23 protein-coding genes, 2 tRNA genes and 1 other annotated feature are annotated in these 21,861 nt (G+C 36.5%); of the genes, 4 read left to right on the top strand and 21 right to left on the bottom strand.

What is annotated here, in order from left to right:
- Position 1: 1 nt before the first annotated feature.
- The 13 genes from LEGAS_RS04320 to LEGAS_RS04260 form a co-directional block, all read right to left on the bottom strand.
- Positions 2 to 472 (bottom strand): arginine repressor, encoded by a 471-nt coding sequence (locus LEGAS_RS04320; protein ID WP_010385613.1) that lies wholly within the window; start codon positions 470 to 472, stop codon positions 2 to 4.
- 36 nt (positions 473 to 508) lie between these two features.
- Complete coding sequence (argS, locus tag LEGAS_RS04315; RefSeq protein ID WP_013231506.1) at positions 509 to 2,200, bottom strand: arginine--tRNA ligase; 1,692 nt, start codon at positions 2,198 to 2,200, stop codon at positions 509 to 511.
- A gap of 230 nt (positions 2,201 to 2,430) precedes the next feature.
- On the bottom strand, positions 2,431 to 2,706 hold the full coding sequence (locus LEGAS_RS04310) for a hypothetical protein (protein WP_010385615.1): 276 nt from the start codon (positions 2,704 to 2,706) through the stop codon (positions 2,431 to 2,433).
- Between the two features lie 130 nt (positions 2,707 to 2,836).
- On the bottom strand, positions 2,837 to 4,030 hold the full coding sequence (gene coaBC, locus LEGAS_RS04305) for a bifunctional phosphopantothenoylcysteine decarboxylase/phosphopantothenate--cysteine ligase CoaBC (RefSeq protein WP_013231505.1): 1,194 nt from the start codon (positions 4,028 to 4,030) through the stop codon (positions 2,837 to 2,839).
- 248 nt (positions 4,031 to 4,278) lie between these two features.
- Positions 4,279 to 5,094, bottom strand: a complete 816-nt coding sequence (locus LEGAS_RS04300) for an SPFH domain-containing protein (protein ID WP_013231504.1) — start codon at positions 5,092 to 5,094, stop codon at positions 4,279 to 4,281.
- A 46-nt stretch (positions 5,095 to 5,140) separates the two neighbouring features.
- Entirely contained in the window at positions 5,141 to 5,491 is a 351-nt protein-coding gene (locus LEGAS_RS04295; RefSeq protein WP_010386246.1) for a toxin-antitoxin system HicB family antitoxin, read from the bottom strand.
- Positions 5,492 to 5,588: 97 nt separating this feature from the next.
- Positions 5,589 to 7,064 (bottom strand): UDP-N-acetylmuramyl-tripeptide synthetase, encoded by a 1,476-nt coding sequence (gene murE, locus LEGAS_RS04290; protein ID WP_013231503.1) that lies wholly within the window; start codon positions 7,062 to 7,064, stop codon positions 5,589 to 5,591.
- Between the two features lie 151 nt (positions 7,065 to 7,215).
- Positions 7,216 to 7,434 carry a hypothetical protein gene (locus LEGAS_RS04285; protein WP_029510809.1) on the bottom strand — a complete coding sequence of 73 codons (219 nt, stop codon included), beginning with the start codon at positions 7,432 to 7,434 and terminating at the stop codon, positions 7,216 to 7,218.
- Positions 7,435 to 7,885: 451 nt separating this feature from the next.
- Positions 7,886 to 8,140, bottom strand: a complete 255-nt coding sequence (locus tag LEGAS_RS04280; protein WP_010386227.1) for a hypothetical protein — start codon at positions 8,138 to 8,140, stop codon at positions 7,886 to 7,888.
- Between the two features lie 576 nt (positions 8,141 to 8,716).
- On the bottom strand, positions 8,717 to 9,847 hold the full coding sequence (locus tag LEGAS_RS04275) for a tRNA dihydrouridine synthase (protein WP_010386229.1): 1,131 nt from the start codon (positions 9,845 to 9,847) through the stop codon (positions 8,717 to 8,719).
- 79 nt (positions 9,848 to 9,926) lie between these two features.
- Positions 9,927 to 11,255: a bifunctional folylpolyglutamate synthase/dihydrofolate synthase gene (locus LEGAS_RS04270; RefSeq protein ID WP_010386231.1), complete on the bottom strand. Its 1,329-nt coding sequence runs from the start codon at positions 11,253 to 11,255 to the stop codon at positions 9,927 to 9,929.
- A gap of 117 nt (positions 11,256 to 11,372) precedes the next feature.
- A complete protein-coding gene (locus LEGAS_RS04265; protein ID WP_010386232.1) occupies positions 11,373 to 12,089 on the bottom strand; it encodes a glycerophosphodiester phosphodiesterase family protein in 717 nt (238 codons plus the stop codon).
- A gap of 60 nt (positions 12,090 to 12,149) precedes the next feature.
- On the bottom strand, positions 12,150 to 13,091 hold the full coding sequence (locus tag LEGAS_RS04260; RefSeq protein ID WP_010386234.1) for an NAD(P)-dependent oxidoreductase: 942 nt from the start codon (positions 13,089 to 13,091) through the stop codon (positions 12,150 to 12,152).
- Between the two features lie 413 nt (positions 13,092 to 13,504).
- On the opposite strand from LEGAS_RS04260, the gene LEGAS_RS04255 reads away from it, so the two are divergent.
- The 3 genes from LEGAS_RS04255 (at position 13,505) to LEGAS_RS04245 (ending at position 15,940) form a co-directional block, all read left to right on the top strand.
- Positions 13,505 to 14,635 carry a PTS sugar transporter subunit IIC gene (locus tag LEGAS_RS04255; RefSeq protein WP_010387534.1) on the top strand — a complete coding sequence of 377 codons (1,131 nt, stop codon included), beginning with the start codon at positions 13,505 to 13,507 and terminating at the stop codon, positions 14,633 to 14,635.
- Between the two features lie 56 nt (positions 14,636 to 14,691).
- Entirely contained in the window at positions 14,692 to 15,732 is a 1,041-nt protein-coding gene (locus LEGAS_RS04250) for a branched-chain amino acid aminotransferase (RefSeq protein WP_010387532.1), read from the top strand.
- Positions 15,733 to 15,868: 136 nt separating this feature from the next.
- A tRNA-Glu gene (locus LEGAS_RS04245) sits at positions 15,869 to 15,940 on the top strand.
- A 69-nt stretch (positions 15,941 to 16,009) separates the two neighbouring features.
- Here LEGAS_RS04245 and LEGAS_RS04240 read toward each other — a convergent pair.
- The 8 genes from LEGAS_RS04240 to LEGAS_RS04205 all read right to left on the bottom strand — a co-directional run bounded on the left by LEGAS_RS04240 (position 16,010) and on the right by LEGAS_RS04205 (position 21,658).
- Positions 16,010 to 16,540: a YutD family protein gene (locus LEGAS_RS04240; RefSeq protein WP_013231501.1), complete on the bottom strand. Its 531-nt coding sequence runs from the start codon at positions 16,538 to 16,540 to the stop codon at positions 16,010 to 16,012.
- A 25-nt stretch (positions 16,541 to 16,565) separates the two neighbouring features.
- On the bottom strand, positions 16,566 to 17,918 hold the full coding sequence (locus LEGAS_RS04235; protein ID WP_013231500.1) for a bifunctional metallophosphatase/5'-nucleotidase: 1,353 nt from the start codon (positions 17,916 to 17,918) through the stop codon (positions 16,566 to 16,568).
- A 127-nt stretch (positions 17,919 to 18,045) separates the two neighbouring features.
- Positions 18,046 to 18,492 carry a hypothetical protein gene (locus LEGAS_RS04230; RefSeq protein ID WP_010391370.1) on the bottom strand — a complete coding sequence of 149 codons (447 nt, stop codon included), beginning with the start codon at positions 18,490 to 18,492 and terminating at the stop codon, positions 18,046 to 18,048.
- Between the two features lies 1 nt (position 18,493).
- Positions 18,494 to 19,588: a M24 family metallopeptidase gene (locus LEGAS_RS04225; RefSeq protein WP_013231499.1), complete on the bottom strand. Its 1,095-nt coding sequence runs from the start codon at positions 19,586 to 19,588 to the stop codon at positions 18,494 to 18,496.
- Between the two features lie 142 nt (positions 19,589 to 19,730).
- On the bottom strand, positions 19,731 to 20,048 hold the full coding sequence (gene rpmA / locus LEGAS_RS04220; RefSeq protein WP_010391368.1) for a 50S ribosomal protein L27: 318 nt from the start codon (positions 20,046 to 20,048) through the stop codon (positions 19,731 to 19,733).
- Positions 20,049 to 20,076: 28 nt separating this feature from the next.
- Entirely contained in the window at positions 20,077 to 20,376 is a 300-nt protein-coding gene (gene rplU, locus LEGAS_RS04215; protein ID WP_010391365.1) for a 50S ribosomal protein L21, read from the bottom strand.
- 11 nt (positions 20,377 to 20,387) lie between these two features.
- Positions 20,388 to 20,471: a sequence feature (ribosomal protein L21 leader region), on the bottom strand.
- 61 nt (positions 20,472 to 20,532) lie between these two features.
- Positions 20,533 to 21,108 (bottom strand): TetR/AcrR family transcriptional regulator, encoded by a 576-nt coding sequence (locus LEGAS_RS04210; protein WP_013231498.1) that lies wholly within the window; start codon positions 21,106 to 21,108, stop codon positions 20,533 to 20,535.
- Positions 21,109 to 21,139: 31 nt separating this feature from the next.
- The gene (locus LEGAS_RS04205; RefSeq protein ID WP_010391360.1) at positions 21,140 to 21,658 is read right to left on the bottom strand and encodes a hypothetical protein; all 519 of its coding nucleotides are present in this window, start codon (positions 21,656 to 21,658) and stop codon (positions 21,140 to 21,142) included.
- Positions 21,659 to 21,775: 117 nt separating this feature from the next.
- On the opposite strand from LEGAS_RS04205, the gene LEGAS_RS04200 reads away from it, so the two are divergent.
- A tRNA-Arg gene (locus tag LEGAS_RS04200) sits at positions 21,776 to 21,849 on the top strand.
- Positions 21,850 to 21,861 lie beyond the last annotated feature (12 nt).

Here is a 21,861-nt window from a genome sequence, read left to right as displayed (position 1 = left end):
ATTATCCTATCAATGCCGACCAACGTTTAGTTAACGCTTCTGCACTTACTTCATCTGGACTTGTCACATAAATTGTGTCAAATCCAGCTAACGTTGCAATGACTTGCGGCAAGTTTGCATCGTCAATTATGCCAGCAACGGCATTCCCACTTGAATCTGTTGTCCTTATAATTGTCATAAACTGAACACGCTTGACAAAAACAGCATATTCGATAATAGCAGCATCTATCGCATTTTCTGTTACGACGAGGTCAGGTGTCTCACCCTGATCTTGCAATTGTTGATAACGTAAATCATTATTAATATCCTTAATTCTGACGATGCCTAATGCACGAATATCCCTTGAAACCGTTGTTTGTGTTGTTTCAACACGATGTTTTAAAAGTTCACTCAGTAACTCTTCTTGACTAGTGATTGGCTGATTTTGAATGATATCAAGAATAAGTTCTTGTCGTTGTTGTTTTGAAATCATATAATTTCTCCTAATTGAGAACGTGTTAGATAACAGTTACATTTCCTCTGGTGACTTCACACCTAACAAACGTAAACTTTCTGATAGTACAATCGACACTGATTGCACTAACGCTAAACGTGCATTTAGTTGCTGATCATTTGTTAAAATTTTTGAATTAGCATAATATCTATTAAATGATCGTGACAAATTTAAAGCATACTTTGCAACGATACTTGCCTCACGTTGTTGCCATGCACGTTGCACCGTTTCTGGAAAACTATTAAGAATTGTCACAATATCCCATGTTGCCACATCATCCAAGTCTAAATTCTGATCAACAATTGTGACACCAGATTTCCGCAAGATTGATTTTGCACGAGCATTAGTATACTGTACATAAGGTCCTGTATCACCCTCAAAACGAACAACTTCCTCTAAATTAAAATCAAAATTGTTTGTTCTATCATTCATTAAATCGTGAAAGACAACTGCACCTGCACCAACTTGTTCTGCCACAATATTTTTATTCTCAAGTGCCGGATTCTTTTCTTGTATTTGTTTCAATGCTAACTCATGTGCATCATCTAAGACATCTTTTAGCAACACAACATCACCCTTACGTGTCGACATTTTTTTGCCATTAAATGTAATTAATCCAAATGAAATATGTTCAACATCGTCTGCCCATGTAAAGCCCATTAATGATAAGACTGCTTTCATTTGTACAAAATGCTCACGTTGCTCGCCACCAACCACATAGAGTGATTTTGAAAAATGGTACGTTTCTTTGCGATAAACAGCTGCTGCTAGATCACGTGTCATATACAATGTAGCACCATCTGACCGCTTTATCATTGCTGGTGTCAAACTAGAATTAATAGCTGATAAGTCAACAATTTTAGCGCCTTGTGAGGACACCAAAAGACCTTTTTCCTCTAAAACATCAACGACTTTAGCCATCTTATCATTATAGAAAGCTTCGCCGTTAAAAGAATCAAATGTAATATCCAAGCGATCGTAAATTGCTGTAAACTCTTTCAACGATTCCGCACGGAACCATTGCCATAACTGATGTGCTTCTGAATCGCCATCTTCTAACTTTTTAAACCAAGCACGGCCAGCATCATTCAACGTGTCGTCGTTTTTAGCTTTCTCATGAAATTCAACATAATAACGTAGTAGTGTAGCAATTGGATCAGCTTTAACTTCAGTTTCTGAACCCCAAGTCTTATAAGCATAAATCAACTTACCAAACTGTGTTCCCCAATCTCCTAAATGGTTGATTTTAACAGGAACATATCCATTTTTGGCCGTAATGTTTGCTAATGCATTGCCGATAACGGTTGATCTTAGATGTCCCATAGACATTGGCTTAGCAATGTTAGGTGATGACATGTCGATCGTAACATTGTTCCCATTGCCATCTGTATTACTGCCAAAATGCGATTGTTCTTTAAGAATCAAACGTAAAATTTTACCTGATGTAACTGGTTTATCTAAAAAGAAATTAACATAAGGACCAATCGCAACAACTTTTTCAAAGCCTGTTTGATTAATTTTAGCGACGATGTCAGTTGCAATTTGCTGAGGTGCCTGATGCAAAACCTTTGCTAAAGTGAAAGTTGGAAATGCTACATCACCCATTTCCGATGATTTAGGTGTTTCTAACTTCATTGAAATTTCTTCTGGTTTAAAATCTGTCAACACCTTTGCTAGTGAAGCGACAACCATTTCATTATTTGCCATTATTATTCATTCCTTTTTTTACTAGTTACTATTATACCTTATTTTGATTAACTGGATAAAAAAACTCGTCTCTTGTTATTTTTGACAAGAGACGAGTTTTTACCCGCGGTACCACTCTAATAGCTTTCGCCACTCAATATATCATTCAAAATCCAAAGTACGCGCCGTTTCCATTTATTATCTGACTTTCACCTTCTCAGATTCGCTACATATAAATGATATGAAACTATTTACTCTTCGATGTCGCCATCAATTTTTTCTGCTGCCGGAACTGGTGCATGCTTAATTACCTCGATCTCGTCCATTCGAACGATTGCTCGGTGATTCATTTCATTCACTGTCGGTTGATCTGATGGATCATTTTCAGTAATTTCAACTAAAAGCGCATTCTCATATATCTTTTCAACTTGTCCAGTAAATGGCTTTTCTAAATTACCATAGGCTGGGGCAAGCAAAATGTCACCAATATTATACTTTGAAGCCTTGCTTTCTTCTTCATCTGTCATTATTTTAGCATATTAAGATATTATAAACTTTATCATAATTAGTTTCTGACATCATAACTAATTATCCTACTGTCAATATCTTTCCTCCTGTAATCAATATGTAACACCATATTTTATCACAAATAGCCGTTCATTTCAATGTTATCACTTGTGTCATAATGGCTCTCGCAATATCTATTTTAGATGCTTTCGATAATGTTTCTGGTAAGCGTCCTGGTATCAAAATTGTGACCGCATTGTCATCCGATGAAAAGCCAGTGTCTGATCGACTAACATCATTAATAATTAACATATCTGCATTTTTTTTGATTAATTTATCTTGTCCATGTGCTAATATTTCTTGCGTTTCAGCAGCAAATCCGATCACAATTTGATGATTCTTTTTAGATTGACCGATAGTTCGTAAAATATCTGGATTTTGCACCAGTCTTAGTGTTAAACCACCATTGGCTTGCTTTTTAATTTTATGAATCGCTTTTTCTGCAGGTTTAAAATCAGAAACTGCGGCAGCACTAATAAAAATGTCAGCCGTTGCAAATGCCTGTATGGATGCATCAAACATCTCTTGCGCCGAGTTGACAAATATTTTTTTTACCCCAAATATATCTTCACGTGCTATTGTTGTAATTAAAATAACATCTGCTCCCATCTCAGCAGCAGCACGAGCTAAAGCGTAACCCATCTTACCACTGGATCGATTAGTTAGATAACGTACTGGATCTAGCGCTTCATGTGTCCCACCAGCCGTGATAATAATCTTTTTTCCTATTAAGAGGCCATTTTTTGCGCGCAATCTCACAGCAGACTGCTGTAAAATATCAACTGGTTCAGGTAAGCGGCCTTGCGCTGAATAGCCTTCAGCTAAAAAACCAACAGCTGGCTCAATTACGAACCAGCCATCTTTTTTTAATGTCTCTATATTACGCACAACTGCTGGATTTGTCAGCATATTATCGTTCATCGCTGGGGCAATTATTTTATCAGCAATTGATGCCATAATAGTTGTCGTTACAGCGTCATCTGCTATTCCTTGTGCCAGTTTACCAATAATATTAGCTGTAGCCGGTACAACAAAAATGATATCAGCCCACTTTGCCCAATCGATATGAACAACATCTGACGTATGGCCAACAAATAAATCTGTTAAAACATCATTTCCTGACAGAATTGATAAGGTTTTACTTGTAATAAACTCTTGTGCTGCAGTTGTCATGCCAACTCGAACCTGAGCACCAGATTTTATCAATAAGCGTACCAATGTTGCAGATTTATATGCGGCAACACTACCAGAAACCATTACTAAAACATTTTTTTCTTTAAACATCTTTTTCCACCAAATAGACAACTTTAATATATATTATTACAGTTAATTTTGTTCACATAAGCATGACGGTAGCCCATGTTTTCTTTTCTATCAAAAATAGCACTTAACAATTGTCGATGCGTTTACTGGGTTTTATGTTTCAATAACGTCAAGAACAACAATAGTCAATACCATGATTCTAAATGATTCACTCATATCTGATCTATCATATTAAACTCACTATTTTAGTGGAAATAGGTTTTGTGTCATTATTTCAAACCTTTTTCAAGTAACTTACCAACCACAGGTAGTTGACCCAGTTGAGATATTTCTTTACCATCGACAATGACTAGATTAGCTGCAGAACTAGCTAATGTTGTAAATGCATTAATTGATTGGTTTTGGAAATACTTATCATCAGCTCCTGCTAGTCCAGCTTGAACTGTATCAATACGGTAACGTTCTGCATCAGCTCGAGTTTTAGTTGCATCAGCTTCTGCTTTGGCCGTTGCCATCAATGCATCATTTGTTGCTTTTGTAGTGAGCTCGATCGAGCGCGCCTGACCTTCTGCCCTAGCAATTGTAGCCACACGTTCTCGATCAGCTGTTAGTTGTTTGTCCATGGCTTCTTGAATGGATACCGATGGTCGTAATTCATCAATATTGATACGATCAACATTGATGCCATACGTATTCGTTAAATCACCAATTGCTTCCGCCAATTGTACATTAATTTTCGTTGTTGACCCTAATGCTTCATTTAATTCCATACGACCAATAATATCCCGCAAATGACCACGTACCAATTGTGCCATTGACTCTACAGAGTCAGTGTTTTCATACATATACTTCACAGCATCTGTTACATGATAATTCAACGTCACACTAGCTTTAATATCAGCGTTATCAGCAGTAATCACTGAATAGTCTGGTAAACGAAGTGGACGCATGGCTAAGCTGACATTTCGAATTGTCTGAAAAAAAGGCACATAAAAATGCAAACCAGCTTCTTTGCGACGACTGTACTTGCCTAATGTTTCGACTAACCCCGCATTATTCTGTGGTACAATTCTAAAAAAAATCATAATTTTCTCCCTCACTCAATGAGTTTATTGAACTAAAAATAATTTCCTATTTCAATTCTCGTAATGTTAAAATATTTCCGTTTGCTTCAATGATAGCATATTGTGCATCTGCTTTAGCCGTTATCGCATTATCAATCAAATAACGGTAATAAATACCCGAAATTGATACTAAACGACTAGGTAAATCAAAATTTTCACCTGAGATCACTTGCCCTACAAACTGTCGATCTTCGAAATTTTTGGGTTGCAAACCATCCTCTAATAATTTTGTTAAATAATTATTCAGTGAACGCCCTTCTTTGTTTGCACGTGTTACCAGTACTTCGTGCAATTCCGGATCAATTCTCAATGGTATTTTACCTGATTTTTTGTGTGATTCTTCAATTGGATTTGTCATATACTAATGATATCATATTTATCATTAACACAACAGCCAAACTGAATTTCTGATCAAAAAAACTAGCAGTGTACTGCTAGTTTTTTTATAATCCCGTTTAGTCATGGTAACTTTGAACAACTGCATAATCACCAATATATGGTACATCCTTACCATTAATTTTTTGGTAGGGGTCTTCACCTTTACCGGCAACTATGACAATGTCTCTCTCTCCTGATTGCTTAATTGCTTGAAAAATCGCCTTGATACGATCCATTTCAAAATGAACCTCAAGCTGTTTATTATTAATATTTTCAGCAATTTCATCGGCAATAGCTTTTGGCGATTCAAATTGGGGATCGTCAGCTGTTAAATAGACAATATCTGCTAGTTCCGAAACTACTCGGCCAAAGTCAGCACGTCGCGAGACCCCTTTATTGCCAGGAGATCCAACAACAACCAATACTTTACCTTCTGGATACTGGTTTTGAGCAAAATTAAGTAATGCACGCATCGATGCATAATTATGAGCATAGTCTACAAAGGCAACGCCATGACCTACAATTGGCAAGCTTAACATGCGACCGGGTATAAAAACAACATCTAATCCATGAACCATATTTTCGTGTTTTGCGCCAGCCAGTGCAGTCATAATTAATGCTGCCATAGCGTTTGACTCATTAAAGTCACCTGGTAAATTCAAACGATATTCACCAGCAAGTTCATTTAAATCACTTGGCTCAACAATTAGTCGACTTTCGTGAATAGCGCTTTCTCGTGAAACATAAGAATAATTGCCACCTTGACCCGCCAAACTGTACGTATAAACCTTATCGTGTGTTTGCGTCGCATGCCCCAAAACTGTCTTAAGATGCTCACTTTCAGCATTCACAATAACCTGGTCTGAATGATCAAACAGCATCATTTTATGAGCCAGATAATCTTCAAAAGTTGGGTGTTCATTTGGTCCGATGTGATCCGGCGAAATATTTAAAAACGCGCCAACATTATAACGTAGACCGTAAACACGTTGTTTCAAGTAAGCTTGAGAACTTACTTCCATAATCAAATGCGTCATACCATTGTCTACTGCTTGACGCATATCTTTAAATAATTCGTAGGATTCCGGTGTTGTTAAATCCGATTTTTTCTTGTCTCCAGGTCCTGTACCTGTAATACGATCAACAGTTGAAAACAAAGCTGTATGATTGTTTGTAGCATCTTTTAAGATATTAAATGCCATATATGCAGCTGTTGTTTTACCTTTTGTTCCTGTAAAAGCGCCAATCCACAAGGCTTTTTGCGGATAATCAAAAAAAGCCATTGACAAAACAGCTAGTGCTTTTTGAACATTTGTCACTTGCCACTGCGGTAAAGAAACATCTAATATTGTCTCAGTAATCAAGCCTTCTATATCAGCTGTATGCGTCAAATACTCAGGTCGGAAGGCGCCTTTAACAACAAGTAACGTGTTGGCTTTCACCTGCCGCGTATCATAATGTAAAAAATCAAATGCCAAATCTATATTTGGTTTTGATACCAATAGCTGTTGTTCAATTAATAATTGTTCAATTGTTTTGCTTGTAAGTTTCATACTGCTATTATACTAACTGTTGTAACATCAACGTTTACGATTGGTGTTCCCAACTAAATCCCAACTTTTTATTTTAACAATTTAATTATACCATTGATAGCAAGATGTACATATTTTTGCAATAATAAAAACCACGTAACTTAATACGTGGTTAGTCCATTTTTTCAGATATAGGTAAATTGCCTGCTTCAAAAATTCCTTTCATCTTTTTAAAAGTTCCGATCAGATTATCAACAACTTCCAATACATCATCTTCATCTCCTGAAATGTTGCCGTTTTCTATTTCATTCTCAAATCTGTTGAATGATATATTAGTAACATCAATATCATATTTTTTGAAATACAACATGTCGTCTAGTATCTCGGTCACGCGTTCCTTGTTGTGAATTTGGTATTTCAACGTCCAATAACAATAATTATACTACTAGAAAGACGTAGGTTGAATTAGAGTTTTGTTCAATAAAACATTATTTTATCAGCTTATTGATTATAGAACTTGCTACAAATACTGTAATTAAAACTACAAAGAATGATATCGTCCTCTCAAGATTTAACCAATCCGTAATTAGCACGATGACACCTGCAGATATACCGGTATACAAGCCAACCTTGTGTTTATTTTTCATGTCCACATACCTCCGATATAACTATTGTACTACTAGAGGGTTAAGATTTTATTTAAATTGAACTATCACTCCCACAACCACATCAGCCATACCAGTAATTGCAAATATAGTACATATGATATCATCTTTATCCATAATTTACTCCAATAAAAAAGCGCAACCTATTTTTAAGATTGCGCTTTTTTGATATTTAGTTTATTTTTGGCTAGCTTTGCGTAAGAATGCGTAATATTCGTACAAAGCTAATGCAACAAACATTGCTAGCGCAATGTAAATTGAACTCGACATTGCCGTCACAGCAACAACTGTTAAACCAATTGCCGATGTGGTGAAAATTAACGAAAACTTTTGTAGTTTGGTTAGTTTTTCAGTATCACCTTGAAATGAAACAGAGGTCATGATAACTCCAACTAATATCATTAAACCAAATAAAATATGTAATGCGATCATGAATATTTCTCCTTTGTAATTATTATATGATAAAAATGGATATTATGCATGTACGAATACTTGTTACATAAAAAAGCACCCATATAAAGTGCTACTTTAAACTAGTCTTTTTCAACCAGTTTAGTTTTTATGTACTAAAAAACTGCCCTTAAATTTAACTAACTAGCGGCTTATATATTAAAATTCTAAATAAACATTTTCTTAATAAACATTACTTGGCTATTTTCTATCGACATTTATGCCATAATTCATCGGCGATAAGATTGTAATGGCTAAAACACCAGCTGTAATACATTGATATGTCAATGTATTACAACAACCGAACAGACGAAGGAAAATTGTCAGCAACTTGTTTTGAAAGTTCCCGACTGTTAAACTATTTTATATGCAAAATAGATTTTATTTTATTTTTCAATCTTGATTTAACAACTTTTTATGCACATGTATTATTGAGAGGCAATAATACTGCTATTATACAAAAAAATTGTTGCTATGTTAGTCATATGTGATTTTTAACCATGCCTTGATAGGTTAATATTGTCAATTTAACATCAGGTTATTAACCAACAACAGGCACTAATTATATTTTTTTGTTTCCCGTGCTAATTTCAATTGGTTAGCTGCTGCCACATCTGCACTTGCAACACCGTTATCACGATAAATATGTTCATCTGCGGCAACTTTCGCATACACTTTTGCTAATTCACGATCTAATATATCACGCACTTCCTCGGTTGCATGTGTTTCCATCAGTAGTTGACGTAATGCTGAGGCGTGTGCAAAACCACGCAAATATATTTTAAAATAACGTTTTAATGCTTCAAAATGTTTGGGTGCGATATTAGCATTCACATCGTCAAACAAATCCAATTGCAACTTCAATAATGCAATTGATTCTTCTAAAGTGTGCTGTTTGGGTTTAACTTCAAACGCATATGGATTTTCAAATATACCTCGGCCAATCATTATACCATCAATACCAGGATGATTTTTTACAAGTTGCATCCCCGATTGGCGTGTCTTAATATCACCATTTATTTGGATCAGTGTTTGAGGGGCAATGGCATCTCGCATAGCTAAAATTTCATCTATATACTCTTCATGTGCAGGTGCCTTTGACATTTCCTTACGCGAACGCAAATGAATAGTTAGTACAGCCACCTGTTGACGTAAAATAATAGGTAACCACTCACGAAACTCTTCTGCTTGATAAAAACCTAATCGCGTCTTTACAGAAACCGCTAGACCTGATTTTTTAGCAGCAGAAATAATTTCCTTTGCTAATTCTTGATGACGAATCAAGTCAGAACCAGCACCATTTTTAATCACAGTTGTATCTGGGCAACCCATATTGATGTCAACTGCCTGATAACCCATTGTTGCCAAGACTTTGGCAGCGCCAGCGATTTCTTCTGGCCGTGAACCCCAAATTTGAGCAACCGGTTGTTTTTCATTTTCTGCCACAGCTAAGCGACCCTGAACGGAAAACTTAGCTTGTGGATGAACCATCGAACTAGCATTTGTAAACTCGGTATAGTAAACATCTGGTCCACCAGCTTGTGCTATAACACGTCGAAAGACAGTATCCGTTACAGCCTCCATTGGTGCCATACTAAAAAAAGGTTGATTCTCTGCTTGCTTATTTTCTAGTTGCGCTTGTTTTACGACGTCATCCCAGAAAAAGTTTTGAGGAGACTCTACAGTCATATCTCTTCTCCTTAATTATTATAAACGATACAATTATAGTAGTTATAGCTCATATCGTTGTGCTACTAGATCAAAATAATCATGCCATTCGATGATCCTTTTGAATCGCACTTAGTGTGTAGAAAGAACCTGTCACAACAATCAAAGCCTGTGATGATTCTCGAACACGCATAGCAAGTGAAATAGCTGCAGTAGCATCACTTGCTATTTCGACATCAATGTTTTGATAGTTTGTCAATAATTCCGCCGCGAGTTCATCTGCCGATAATGCACGTGTTTTATTATTTGGCGTAACCGTTATAATCTGTTGTACAACAGGTACAATAGTGTCCAACATTTCGTGATAATCTTTATCTTTTAATACACCCAAAATCAAGGTTGGCTTAATTTTTAAATGCCAAGCATTAAGCGCCGCAACCAAACCGTTTATCCCATCAACATTGTGAGCCGCATCAAACAAAATATTTGATGTCTTATGATAATTCATACGACCCACCAGTTTGACATTTGCAAGCCCTTCTCGCGTTTTATCCTTTATAAAGGTGTATCCCATCGCAGTTAAAGCCGCTTTTATTTGTAAGACAATACTAAAATTATGCACTTGAAAAGCCCCAGACATACTCAAAAAATAACCAGGTATGCCATTAATTATTAAGTCTAGTCCTGAAGGTGTTGTATTTGCAATAATGATTTGATCTTGTTTATATTCAAACCATTTTGCGCCGACCGCCTCTGTTTGCGCCTTTAAAACCTTTCGTGCAGTCAGATCTTGACCAGCATAATCAATAACCCAAGTGCCTTTTTTAATAATTGCGGCTGTATTTTCTGAAATTTCGGTTAAATTTCGACCAATTAAATTCTGATGATCAACGCTAATTTTTGTAAAAACGGTTAACAAAGGTGTGTCTATTGCATTTGTTGCATCTCGAAGACCACCTAATCCTGCTTCAAACAAAACGAAATCAACTTGATGATCTACAAAATATAATAAAGATATAATTGTAAAATATTCAAAGTATGTCAAATAATCTGCTGAGACACTATTAAGTTTAAAACATTTGATGAGCCGTTCGTAGTAATCAACAAAATCATTTTTAGAAATCATCTCGTCATCAATACAAATTTGTTCTCTTGCTGAAAGAATAAAAGGGCTTGAAAAACGGCCATATGAATAGCCATTAGCTTGTAATACTGCTCCCATCATAGCACCAGTAGAGCTCTTACCATTAGTTCCAGCAATATGAATTATTTTTAGTTTTTGGTCTGGATGATCTAGCCAACCCAATACTTGACGAACAATTGGTACACGTGTATCGTCTAATACATGCCAAGTATTGTCTAAACTTTTTATGATATTTTTATAGCGTATCGCTACACGAGCCTCACGTTTTTCTGATGCTTTTTCCAAAGTAATCCTCCAACAATTTCTCTGAAATCTATTTTATCACATGTCTATACTAAAGAAACAATGTTTCATTAGTATAGACATGTTTTCAAGGATATACTTTATAAAGCACTACTTATGTCATATTGCTTTCACTTCTGGAAAATCCGTAAAAATAGCTTCAACTCGCCATTTTTCCAATTTTTCAGCCACGATCATATCATTAACTGTCCAAACATTCACCTGTAAGTGATTATCAATTAATTTATGAGTTTGCTCTTTTGTCAGAAAAGTAACATCAGGATGAACATATGTAGCGCCAATGTTTTTAGCAATTTCAACAATGTTATCTGGTAATTGTGCCTCAATTAAAACACCTAGTTGAATACTAGGCATTAACACGTGAAACTTTTGAAGCAGCGTCATATCAAAACTTGACACAATAATTTCAACCTTTGAACTAACCTGCCGTAATGCCTGACAAACAGATGTGAGATAGGCATGTTGTGTGTCAGATTTCAACGCTGTTTTGAGTTCAAAATTAACATTAAACTGATAGTGATTAATAAAATCAATTAACCATTTCAAGGTCACAATACGCTCATTAGCGTACGCCTCACTAAACCACCGACCAAAATCTAGTTTCTGTAACTCAATTAATGTCATATCATTGACTGAACCACTGCCATTTGACACGCGGTCTACTTTATCGTCATGAATGAGGATTAATTCACCATCAGACGTCATATCAATATCTGTCTCTAACCACTCAACATTCAATGCCACCATTTTTTTAAATGCGGCACGCGTATTTTCTGGTGCTTGAGCTGAGATACCACGATGAGCAATTTTTTTCATAAACGTTTTGTGTTCCCTCTTAATTATTAAACATGCCATCTCTAGTATGTTCTTATTATTTTAGTACCCTTTATCAAGGTTTACAATATTGTATTGAATTGTGCCGCTTTTTACAAAGGAAGGGACATTCTTTTCAAATAAACGAAATAGCCCGCCAGTACGCCCCGCATTAACATACTCTCCCCAACTCGTATGTTGTGTCAATAATACTTGTGGTCGGTCGAATAGTGGATGATTTTTAGGTAATGGCTCAGGTGTAGTCACATCTAGTGCAGCATATTTAACACGGGAATCATCAATTGCAGCCAACAAGTCATTTTGATTTAAGGTCGTACCGCGACCAATATTAATAAATAAAAATAATTGATTAACTTGATCAAAAAAATGATTATTAAAAAAATCATCAGTTTCAGGTGTACCAGGTAAACCATCAACAACAACGCGAGATTTTGCTAACGCTTTTTGATAGTCATGCATGCTATAGACTTCGTCAAAACCATCAACCATATGTCCAGTTGTGTTCACACCATAAACAGTTCCACCAAATGCCCTAATATGACTGGCAATTTGTTGACCAATACGCCCCGTACCAAATACTAAAACAGGTAATTCTGTCACTAGGTATTGATTGGTATAAGGTTCCCAATGCGTTCGTGACGCATAAATATTTAAACCACGTGCAAAGTATAATATATAGCTTAAAACTGTTTGCGCAATTGGAATGGCCTTTAAACCGCTGGCATTTGTGACAACAACACCAAAGTCTTTCAGCTTTTTTAGTGGCAAATAATCTACTCCTGCCGATTGTGTCTGAATCCATTTTAATTTTGAATTTGGATTAGCTAATATTTTTTGGCCAATAGCATCATCCCATGCGTAGCTAATGACAATTTCAGGTATTTGCTGTGCCGTAATTGTATCGGGTGTTACAACAGTGACATCATATTGTGATAAAAATTTGCGGTTTGATTCAGTGATTCCTTTTACTGCTAAAAGTAACATAAACCTGCCTCCAATCTAATTTACTACATTATATCAAATACTCATATGTTTGACATAAAATGAATTTAAGATTACGCTGTTGACATTTAATTAATTTAATGACATAATACTAAATATTAAATAAAAGGAAACTAATGAAATGTTCACACTAAACTCATACAATTTCACAAAACTCATTACGATCAACGTAGTCATTATTATCTGACTCCTCGCTGGTCTGTTTTGTCTACCAGTTGAGAAGTCATTTTCTTAACTGGCGTGAACATGTTGAGTTTCTCAATGTTTTCAAGGGGCGCTAGTAATTTACTAGCGTCTCTTTTTATTTTATTTTTTATACATTTCAAGAACCAGTTCAATTGTTAGTTGTAAAAATAGTTTTATCACTAACTGAACAACATTTAGGAGGATCGATAATGAATCAAGCAACCCCGCTCACAACAGCTAAACATGACAAAATGTCATTAAGTAATAAAGAAAAATCACCCTCATCCGTTCGCGATGTCGTGTTTGATGTCTCAACTGGCATTTCCAATGCTATTCTTGCTGTCCTTGGCATGGGTCTCCTGATGTCTTCAATTGGAAATATAATTGGATACACGCCATTAGTGCAAGCTGGTCTAATGGGTCAAAAATTACTTGCCCCTGCACTTGGTGTTGGTATTGCCATCATGATGCGTGCTAATATTTTAACTACTGGTGCTGCTCTGATTGCTGCCACAGTTGGCTCAAACGCTGTTTACTTTACTTCAGCTGTAGCACCACAAACTCACACAGCAACAGGATGGGTAGCAGATCAGGCTGCTGGATCAATTGTATTGACTTCCGGCCAACCAATCTCTGCTGTTTTAGCAGCCTTATTAGCTGTATTAGTAGGCAATTGGTTAACAGGTAAGACACCGCTAGACATGATGCTTGTACCGCTAGGTGCCACTCTTGCCGGAACATTCTTTGGTTTAGGCACAGCAGCAGTAACGACACCCTTTCTAAACTGGATATCAGAATCATTGGCTTCGACAATGAATGTCAATCCTTTCCTTGGCTCATTCATCGTTTCGGTTGTTTGGTTTCTCTTCTTAATGACACCGGCTTCTTCTGCAGCGCTTGCGATTGCAGTAATGCTAGATCCACTTTCGGGAGGTGCAGCTTTAATTGGTACTACCGCTGGATTCGTTGTTTATACAGCTATGGGTTGGACACAAAATAATGTCGGTGCAAATATTGCTCAAACAATCGTTACACCAAAAGTGCAATTTCCTAACTTATTAAAAAGCCCATTACTTATGTTTGGTCCAGCTTTCATAGCTGGTATATCAGCCATGGTCGCTGTTGGTGTGTTTAATTTAAAAGTCCCATTTGCTATTGCTGGACTTGGTTTAAATGGTTTTATTGCCCCAATAGCATTAGCTTCATCAGATCCTCGGGCACTACTACTTGTCGCAATATTTGGTATTGTAGTCCCAATAGTTGGAAGTATGGCAATGTACTATGCTTTAAAAAAGATTGGTAAAACGCGGCCAAACGATTTACATTTAGATGTTGTTTAATTATGCTATAAGCGTTATAGTAAAATTATTATATTTTTATAAGAAAGAAGAAGAAAATGTCACAGAAGAAAGCGCAACCCAAAGATTTTAATTGGTCAGAACTCGGATTTGAATACCATGATTTGCCTTATCGATTCCGCGCATATTTTAAAGATGGTAAATGGAGTGAAGGCGGCCTAGAGACTGACTCAAATATACCAGTGAATGAAGCAGCCACTGGCCTTCATTATGGGCAAAATATTTTTGAGGGTCTGAAAGTTTACAGACGTCAAGATGGTGGTGCAAATCTTTTTCGCCCTGATCGAAACGCACAACGGTTACAAAATTCAGCTGCAAGATTAATGATGGCTCCGGTTCCTGAAAAATTGTTCTTACGTGCCCTACAGGAAGTAACAAAGGCAAATAAAGATTTTATTCCACCATATGGCACTGGTGCAACACTTTATCTTCGACCATTTGAATTTGGTGGTGGGCCAGTTGTTGGTGTTCATCCTGCAGATAATTATGTTTTTGAGGTGTATGCAACACCTGTCGGTGCATACTATAAAGGTGGCTTAACACCAACAGCCTACGTTACTAATGAATATGACCGCGCTGCTCACGGTGGTACGGGTGCAGCTAAAGCTGGCGGTAACTATGGCGCATCAATGCTTGCTGGCGATCAGGCACATGCTGCTGGATACTCTGATGTTGTTTATTTAGATCCTCGTTTACATGAGAATATTGAAGAATTAGGTTCAGCCAACTTCTTTGGTATCACAAAGGATGGCCGCTTCTTAACACCAAAGTCACCTTCAATTTTACCTTCAGTAACAAAATATTCACTTCTTGAGGTCGCAAAGGAGCTTGGACTTGAAGCTGAAGAAACGACCATTTCAATTAACGACTTGGACCAATTCACCGAGGCAGGGGCTATGGGTACCGCAGCAGTTATTTCTCCTGTAGGTTCAATCACACATCATGGTAATAAGCATGTATTTTATTCAGAAACAGAAGTTGGTCCATGGACACAAAAATTGTACGACCGGCTAACTGCTATTCAATATGGGGATGAAAAAGGACCCGAAAATTGGGCTGTCGATGTTCCTCTTAACTAATTCTTGATTCACACAGCGTCTTTCAATAACCTATGTCGCACCAAAAGCTAACAATTTTTAGTATAGTCATTGACGAGTGAATAATTTTTTGTTATACTAGTATAGTTGTTTGGTAGAAACAAGCATCACTGACCATGGCTCGTTGGTCAAGCGGCTAAGACGCTGCCCTTTCACGGCGGAATCGAGAGTTCGATTCTCTCACGAGCTATAAAAAGTCACAGCTTCGGTTGTGGCTTTTTATATTTCATAATTAAACAAAAATAACAGCCTCAGGCTGTTATTTTTGTTTAATTATGAAAGGCCGTTTACTTGGTTTTTTGTTACTTGGTTGCTCTTTTTTTTGTGGCTTTTCTCTCACGCTTGTTTTGTTTTTTTCCTTTTCAGGTGAACGCTTATGATTATTTTTATGTGTTCGCCTGTTGTTTTTAGGACGATCTTCCTGTTCCAATTGCCGCGGATTAATATTTTCTAATACAAAATAAGGTGCGCCAAAATTAACATATTCATACAAATAGTCCTGCAATGTCTCTATTTTATCTTGATTTGGTACATGTTTTTCGTTGCGATAAAAACCTTTAAGACGCAACTGTTCAGCTGAAATATCACCTACAAGATAATCATATTGCGCTAACAATGGTGTATAACGTATGGCCAATTTTTCAGTATTAAAAGCTTCTTTAAAATTTTCAACAAGTTCTAACGTTAATTTATCAATGCTTATTTTATTTTCATGGCGTATAACTTGATATGCCATCTTACGTTCTTCTTGTTGTAATAGCGTTTGTGTTTTTAACGATTCACGATCCATTAAATGCCTCTCTTTTAACAGTACACTATACGTTACTGTATTTTTTCTTATAATATTGCGCCATCAATTCTCTTAATAATATACGCAATTCGATTTTTACTGGTGCATCTTGTATCACAGGGAAAAATGGTACCCATTTGTAATGGTCAAGTGTAGCAATTTGGTAATTTTGATGAGGCTGAATGATTTTACCTTGGTACAGAATTTGACCATTTTTTTGTCTATCAATACCATCAAAACGCATATAACCAAAAATTTTGCCACGAAATCCACTACCCTTCATCGCTAAAGTTGATAACCATTCTCGTTGCGAATCAAGTTCTTCGAACAACTCAATAATCTTTTGTCCCTTAAGTGTCATTAACATCGGATTAATCGCATGTGGCATACTTTCGAGCAACTCATATTGATTCAACTGGCCCTTTGGAAAATCTTCAACAAACATACCAGTTGATAGCATAGCTGCCGGTGCATCAAAATATTGCTTTAAAGCTCTCATCGCATCATAACTTTGTTCATCGGTTGTTATATCTCGTGGTATCTGCGTCACATATCGCGTGGTCAAAGCTCTTTGTCCCTTTTTTAATAAGCCATGAATGAAATGATAGTCCTCATCATCTTCCGACATTTCATACGTCGGTGTCGTGATTGCCTTTTTACTCAAAATATGACCATCATCTGATATTTCTAAAGAAACATCGCCGACATAATTACCATAACGGCCTGCTGCCGCCAGTAAAGTCCCTGAAACCATTTTACCATGCTCTAACAAATGATGTGTATGTGCACCAATAATAATATCAATGTCATATTTTTCACCTAAATGTTCATCTGTTGGTAATCCTAAATGAGATAATAACACCACGACATCAGCCTTTTGACGAAGTATTGGTAATAATTTATCAATTGTTTCATCCACATCATATGGTTTCCACCCAAGTGAAGGATAGGTTAAATTATAAGGTGCAGTCAATCCTAATACAGCAATTTTGGTTCCCAAAGTAGTCGTTATAATTTTATAGTTTTTTGCCCATATTGGTTGCGTTAAACCAGGATACTCCTTTAAATTACCCAATAAAACATCAAAATTGGCCCCATCATATAAATGGTTCATTGCTTCATGAGACAACACTAACCCTTCATTGTTTCCAATTGTCACGCCATCATAGTTTGCTTCATTCATCAATTCAATGTTGCCTTGTCCCATTGTTGCATCAGTATATGGATTTAAACGATCAATCGCATCTCCAATATCAAATGTGTAACTTTGCGTATATGTTTTTTGCTTTTCCAACAAAAAGCGCAAAATACGTGGCCAATTTTCAAAGTGTGAGTGCATATCATTCGTATGCAATAAGTGTATGGTTTCAGTTCCCATTTAATTCCTTTCAAACGTAGTGGTACATTTGTTACATGCGTGTATCGTTACTTTTTATTTTTATAGACATGCTCCCTATTATCATTTTACACCAACTCAACAAAAAAGCACCGCGAGATGCAGCGCCTCAATTAGCAAATGAATACAGAAAATCTATGAATTTCTGTAAATTAGCCGGATAAGCATTCAATCCCCAAATCATACGTTCATGTTCACCTGGCACTTTAAATCTTATACCCCATTCATCGTTTAAACTAGGTTTAGTCTGAGAAGGACCAGGATATTCTGTCATCCAAGTATTAATATAACTCATAGCTTTATCGGTAAATTCATCCCATGACATTGTCATATCAGTCCATTGTTCATGATAACGCCAATTAAAAGCTTTTCCCGCTTGATTAAAATGCGGATTATAAAAATCAAAATCTATATCTGCAATGTCTTTCGCCTCTTGGGTTTTATCTCTACTCTGCCAAAAAGCATGACCCTCATGGCGTTTGATGTAAATGTAATCAAAACCAGTCACTAAATTACCACGATAAAACACTAAAAAATCTAATCGCGTGTGTGTCATATTAATCCTCAATTACAATTAAATCTTTGGTAAGATCATGTGTTAGATTTTCATAACCGTCTAATGTCACAATAATATCATCTTCAATGCGGACACCACCTTTTTCTGAAAGATAAATGCCTGGCTCAATGGTTAAAAGATGACCCGGTTGTAATTCATCACTTGATTGCGAACTCAGCGCTGGACCTTCATGAATATCTAGGCCAACACCATGACCAGTAGAATGATTATAATCATGACCGTAACCATGCGCAGATATATAATCACGTGCAACACGATCAACTTCACTACCAGAAATACCTGGTTTTACAATTGCTATGGCATTTTCATTTGCTTGTTTAACAATGGCATAAATTTGTTTGAGCTCATCACTTATACTTCCGATAGCGATTGTTCGGGTTACATCGGACGTGTAATCGTCGACATAATAACCAAAATCAATTGTAACAAGTTCACCTTTTTCGATTATTTTATCAGTTGCTTCACCATGAGGCAAAGCGGCACGATAACCGGATGCAACTATCGTGTCAAATGAGGCCTTTTCTGCTCCGAATTTTTTTTGAAGCCGGTCTAATTCATTGGCCACCTGTCGTTCAGTCATTCCCGGCTTAATAAACGGAATGAGTTCCTTAAATGCCGCCACCGACACAGCTGCCGCTTTACGTAACGCAGTGAGTTCCTCTTCATCTTTCACTTCACGTAGGGCTTCAATAGCAAATGGTAGCGCATCAAATGATATATCAGCGGGCAATAGCTCATCAATATAATCATAAATGTTATATGGCATATCGGCTTCAAAAGCCAATTTTTTTATGTCAAAAGATACTGCTACTGAAACTGCCTCTTCATAATAGGCTCTTGTTATTTTTAAATTAACGCTTTCTGGTAAACTTGCTTTATATGCTTCTTCGTATCGTGCGTCAGTTACTAAACAAGCAGAGTCACGACCAATAATAACCACTCCATCACCTGTTCCGCCACTGAAACCTGTTAAATATTTCATGTTAGCACCTTGATATACAATCATGCCATCAAGGTTCAATTGTTTAAGTAGTTTTTGCAGTTTAACAATACGTGCTTCAAAATATTTAGTCATATTTATGATACTTTCCTTTTCATTGTTATCTATAATTATATCATAAGCTCATACGATTACTTTTTAATTCAATACATCATATTGCCGAACTTGTTAATAAGTACAAAAAAAGAACAGCGAACTGTTCTTTTTTTGATTTTAATTACTTTGCAGCAGCTAAAATTTCATTGTATTGTTCACGTGAATAAACAGATACTTGACGCTTTTCACGTCCTTTACGTTCAAATCTAACAACACCATTTGTTAAAGCAAATAAAGTGTCATCTCCACCCTTTTTAACGTTAACACCTGGATAAATATGTGTCCCACGTTGGCGATAAATAATCGAACCAGCTGTCAAATCTTGTCCATCAGCAACCTTAGTTCCTAAACGACGACCAGCTGAATCACGCCCGTTGGCTGAAGATCCGCCACCTTTGTGGTGAGCGAACATTTGTAAGTTTTCTTGATTCATCAACATAAGTCTATTTCTCCTTTACAAGTAATAATTACGCGATTGAATCAATCTTCACGCGTGTATATGGTTGGCGGTGGCCTTGCTTAGAATGCATATTCTTCTTGGCCTTGTACTTGAAAGTAATAACTTTCTTTTGCTTACCCTGCTTTTCAACAGTTCCAACAACTTTAGCACCCTCAACAAAAGGTGCACCAACCTTGCCATCAATCAAAACAACTTGGTCAAAAGTTACCTTTTCACCTTCTGTTGCATCCAACTTTTCGACGAAGATTGTGTCGCCTTCAGCGACTTTATATTGCTTGCCGCCTGTTACAATAACTGCATATGCCATTATTGAATTCTCCTTATACTTAGACTCACCATTCCAGGCGGGTCGGCTCTTGTCCGACACGTACTTCAACCTGTTCCGAGTGGTTGTAGCTATGCTAACAACCTATCAATTATAACAAAAATTAATAATCGCGTCAATATCATACAAGTCTATTTTTTAATTAATATTGTCAAAATCAAATAAGTTCAAACCTGTTTGTGTCCACCCAGTGGTGTCAACACGTAATAATTCGATAAACTCTTGTAATAGCTTAGTTTGTGTCACATTCATATTATCTAACAACCATTGTGAAATCAGCGCCCAAAAGCCACCTATGATAATTTCCCATTGAAACATTTGATGTCTGTACCGCTCTTCGTCTTCAATAATTCCCAATTGTGATTGCATCTGCATTCGCATTCGCGACATAAGTGTTTTAACATAAACTGAATCACTATGTAAATTGAGCACCGCATTATAAAAAGCAGCACGATCACTTACAGCTTGGATCATTTTGGCAACATGAAATTTACCTTGCGTATATTGAATAAATTCCTGTATCAATGTATGGTTGACCTCAGAAATAAGGTGTTCTTTATTTTGATAGTACTTATAAAAAGTACCTCGGGTGACATCTGCACGGCGCAATAATAAAGTAATCGAAAAATTAGGTTGTGTTGTTAATAGCGTAATTGTTGTTTCTTCAATATTTTTTTTTGTCCGTAAAACACGTGCATCTTCTTTCTTAACCATCATTTCTCCCGGAAAACGATACTACTACTCTTTACTCCTCATTCTTTGCCCCTATTCTATATATTGCCGCTTCAATATTTAAATCTACTTTCATTTGTGTCACAATATCAGCACGTTGTGCCGAACTTTTATTCATGGCATTCACTGACATTGTAATGATTGTATCAAATTTATCATGGAAACGTGAAGCAACACTACTGTCGATATTATAGTGACCTTTTTTGGCTATTTGCACAATTGTAATAATTCCCGTTTTACCGTATAGTGCATCACGTAATGCCTGAGAATCGGTACTGCTTAAATTATTACTATTATGCTTAATAATTTGATTGCCTGACTTTTCAACAACAGCCATCGTTTTAGCATCTTGATAATCAAAATCATCTAGTGCCGAAATAAAGGTTTTAATACTACGACGTGACTGCTCCAAATGCCGATAATCTGCTCTAGGCATCGAAACACCGGCATATTTAGGTTGTTGATTAAATGTTGCAAACGCAACTAATAATGCTACAAAGATCACGCCTAGTGCGATAAATGCTTTTCTCATATGTTAAATCCTCTGTAATTGGCTTACCTATAGTATACTATAGGTAAGCCAATTAAAAAAATAGATAAATTAAATCTTTGATATTTACTGTTTTTATGCTATTATATATATTGTATTGCGCTGGTAGCTCAGCTGGATAGAGCAGCCGGTTTCTACCCGGCAGGTCGAGGGTTCGACTCCCCCCCCGCGCATTGTTACTGTTT

This window comes from Leuconostoc gasicomitatum LMG 18811 (genome assembly GCF_000196855.1).
Taxonomy (GTDB): Bacteria; Bacillota; Bacilli; order Lactobacillales; family Lactobacillaceae; genus Leuconostoc; species Leuconostoc gasicomitatum.
The sequence above is the reverse complement of the archived record's forward strand: the minus strand, read 5'-3'. Positions and strand labels throughout refer to the sequence as shown.

What these genes read in the sequence shown, in the direction of transcription:
- LEGAS_RS04320 (WP_010385613.1), bottom strand. Translation starts at nt 472, where the DNA reads ATGATTTCAAAACAACAACGACAAGAACTTATTCTTGATATCATTCAA.
- argS (WP_013231506.1), bottom strand. Translation starts at nt 2,200, where the DNA reads ATGGCAAATAATGAAATGGTTGTCGCTTCACTAGCAAAGGTGTTGACA.
- LEGAS_RS04310 (WP_010385615.1), bottom strand. Translation starts at nt 2,706, where the DNA reads ATGACAGATGAAGAAGAAAGCAAGGCTTCAAAGTATAATATTGGTGAC.
- coaBC (WP_013231505.1), bottom strand. Translation starts at nt 4,030, where the DNA reads ATGTTTAAAGAAAAAAATGTTTTAGTAATGGTTTCTGGTAGTGTTGCC.
- LEGAS_RS04300 (WP_013231504.1), bottom strand. Translation starts at nt 5,094, where the DNA reads ATGATTTTTTTTAGAATTGTACCACAGAATAATGCGGGGTTAGTCGAA.
- LEGAS_RS04295 (WP_010386246.1), bottom strand. Translation starts at nt 5,491, where the DNA reads ATGACAAATCCAATTGAAGAATCACACAAAAAATCAGGTAAAATACCA.
- murE (WP_013231503.1), bottom strand. Translation starts at nt 7,064, where the DNA reads ATGAAACTTACAAGCAAAACAATTGAACAATTATTAATTGAACAACAG.
- LEGAS_RS04280 (WP_010386227.1), bottom strand. Translation starts at nt 8,140, where the DNA reads ATGATCGCATTACATATTTTATTTGGTTTAATGATATTAGTTGGAGTT.
- LEGAS_RS04275 (WP_010386229.1), bottom strand. Translation starts at nt 9,847, where the DNA reads ATGACTGTAGAGTCTCCTCAAAACTTTTTCTGGGATGACGTCGTAAAA.
- LEGAS_RS04265 (WP_010386232.1), bottom strand. Translation starts at nt 12,089, where the DNA reads ATGAAAAAAATTGCTCATCGTGGTATCTCAGCTCAAGCACCAGAAAAT.
- LEGAS_RS04260 (WP_010386234.1), bottom strand. Translation starts at nt 13,091, where the DNA reads ATGTTACTTTTAGCAGTAAAAGGAATCACTGAATCAAACCGCAAATTT.
- LEGAS_RS04255 (WP_010387534.1), top strand. Translation starts at nt 13,505, where the DNA reads ATGAATCAAGCAACCCCGCTCACAACAGCTAAACATGACAAAATGTCA.
- LEGAS_RS04250 (WP_010387532.1), top strand. Translation starts at nt 14,692, where the DNA reads ATGTCACAGAAGAAAGCGCAACCCAAAGATTTTAATTGGTCAGAACTC.
- LEGAS_RS04240 (WP_013231501.1), bottom strand. Translation starts at nt 16,540, where the DNA reads ATGGATCGTGAATCGTTAAAAACACAAACGCTATTACAACAAGAAGAA.
- LEGAS_RS04235 (WP_013231500.1), bottom strand. Translation starts at nt 17,918, where the DNA reads ATGGGAACTGAAACCATACACTTATTGCATACGAATGATATGCACTCA.
- LEGAS_RS04230 (WP_010391370.1), bottom strand. Translation starts at nt 18,492, where the DNA reads ATGACACACACGCGATTAGATTTTTTAGTGTTTTATCGTGGTAATTTA.
- LEGAS_RS04225 (WP_013231499.1), bottom strand. Translation starts at nt 19,588, where the DNA reads ATGACTAAATATTTTGAAGCACGTATTGTTAAACTGCAAAAACTACTT.
- rpmA (WP_010391368.1), bottom strand. Translation starts at nt 20,048, where the DNA reads ATGTTGATGAATCAAGAAAACTTACAAATGTTCGCTCACCACAAAGGT.
- rplU (WP_010391365.1), bottom strand. Translation starts at nt 20,376, where the DNA reads ATGGCATATGCAGTTATTGTAACAGGCGGCAAGCAATATAAAGTCGCT.
- LEGAS_RS04210 (WP_013231498.1), bottom strand. Translation starts at nt 21,108, where the DNA reads ATGGTTAAGAAAGAAGATGCACGTGTTTTACGGACAAAAAAAAATATT.
- LEGAS_RS04205 (WP_010391360.1), bottom strand. Translation starts at nt 21,658, where the DNA reads ATGAGAAAAGCATTTATCGCACTAGGCGTGATCTTTGTAGCATTATTA.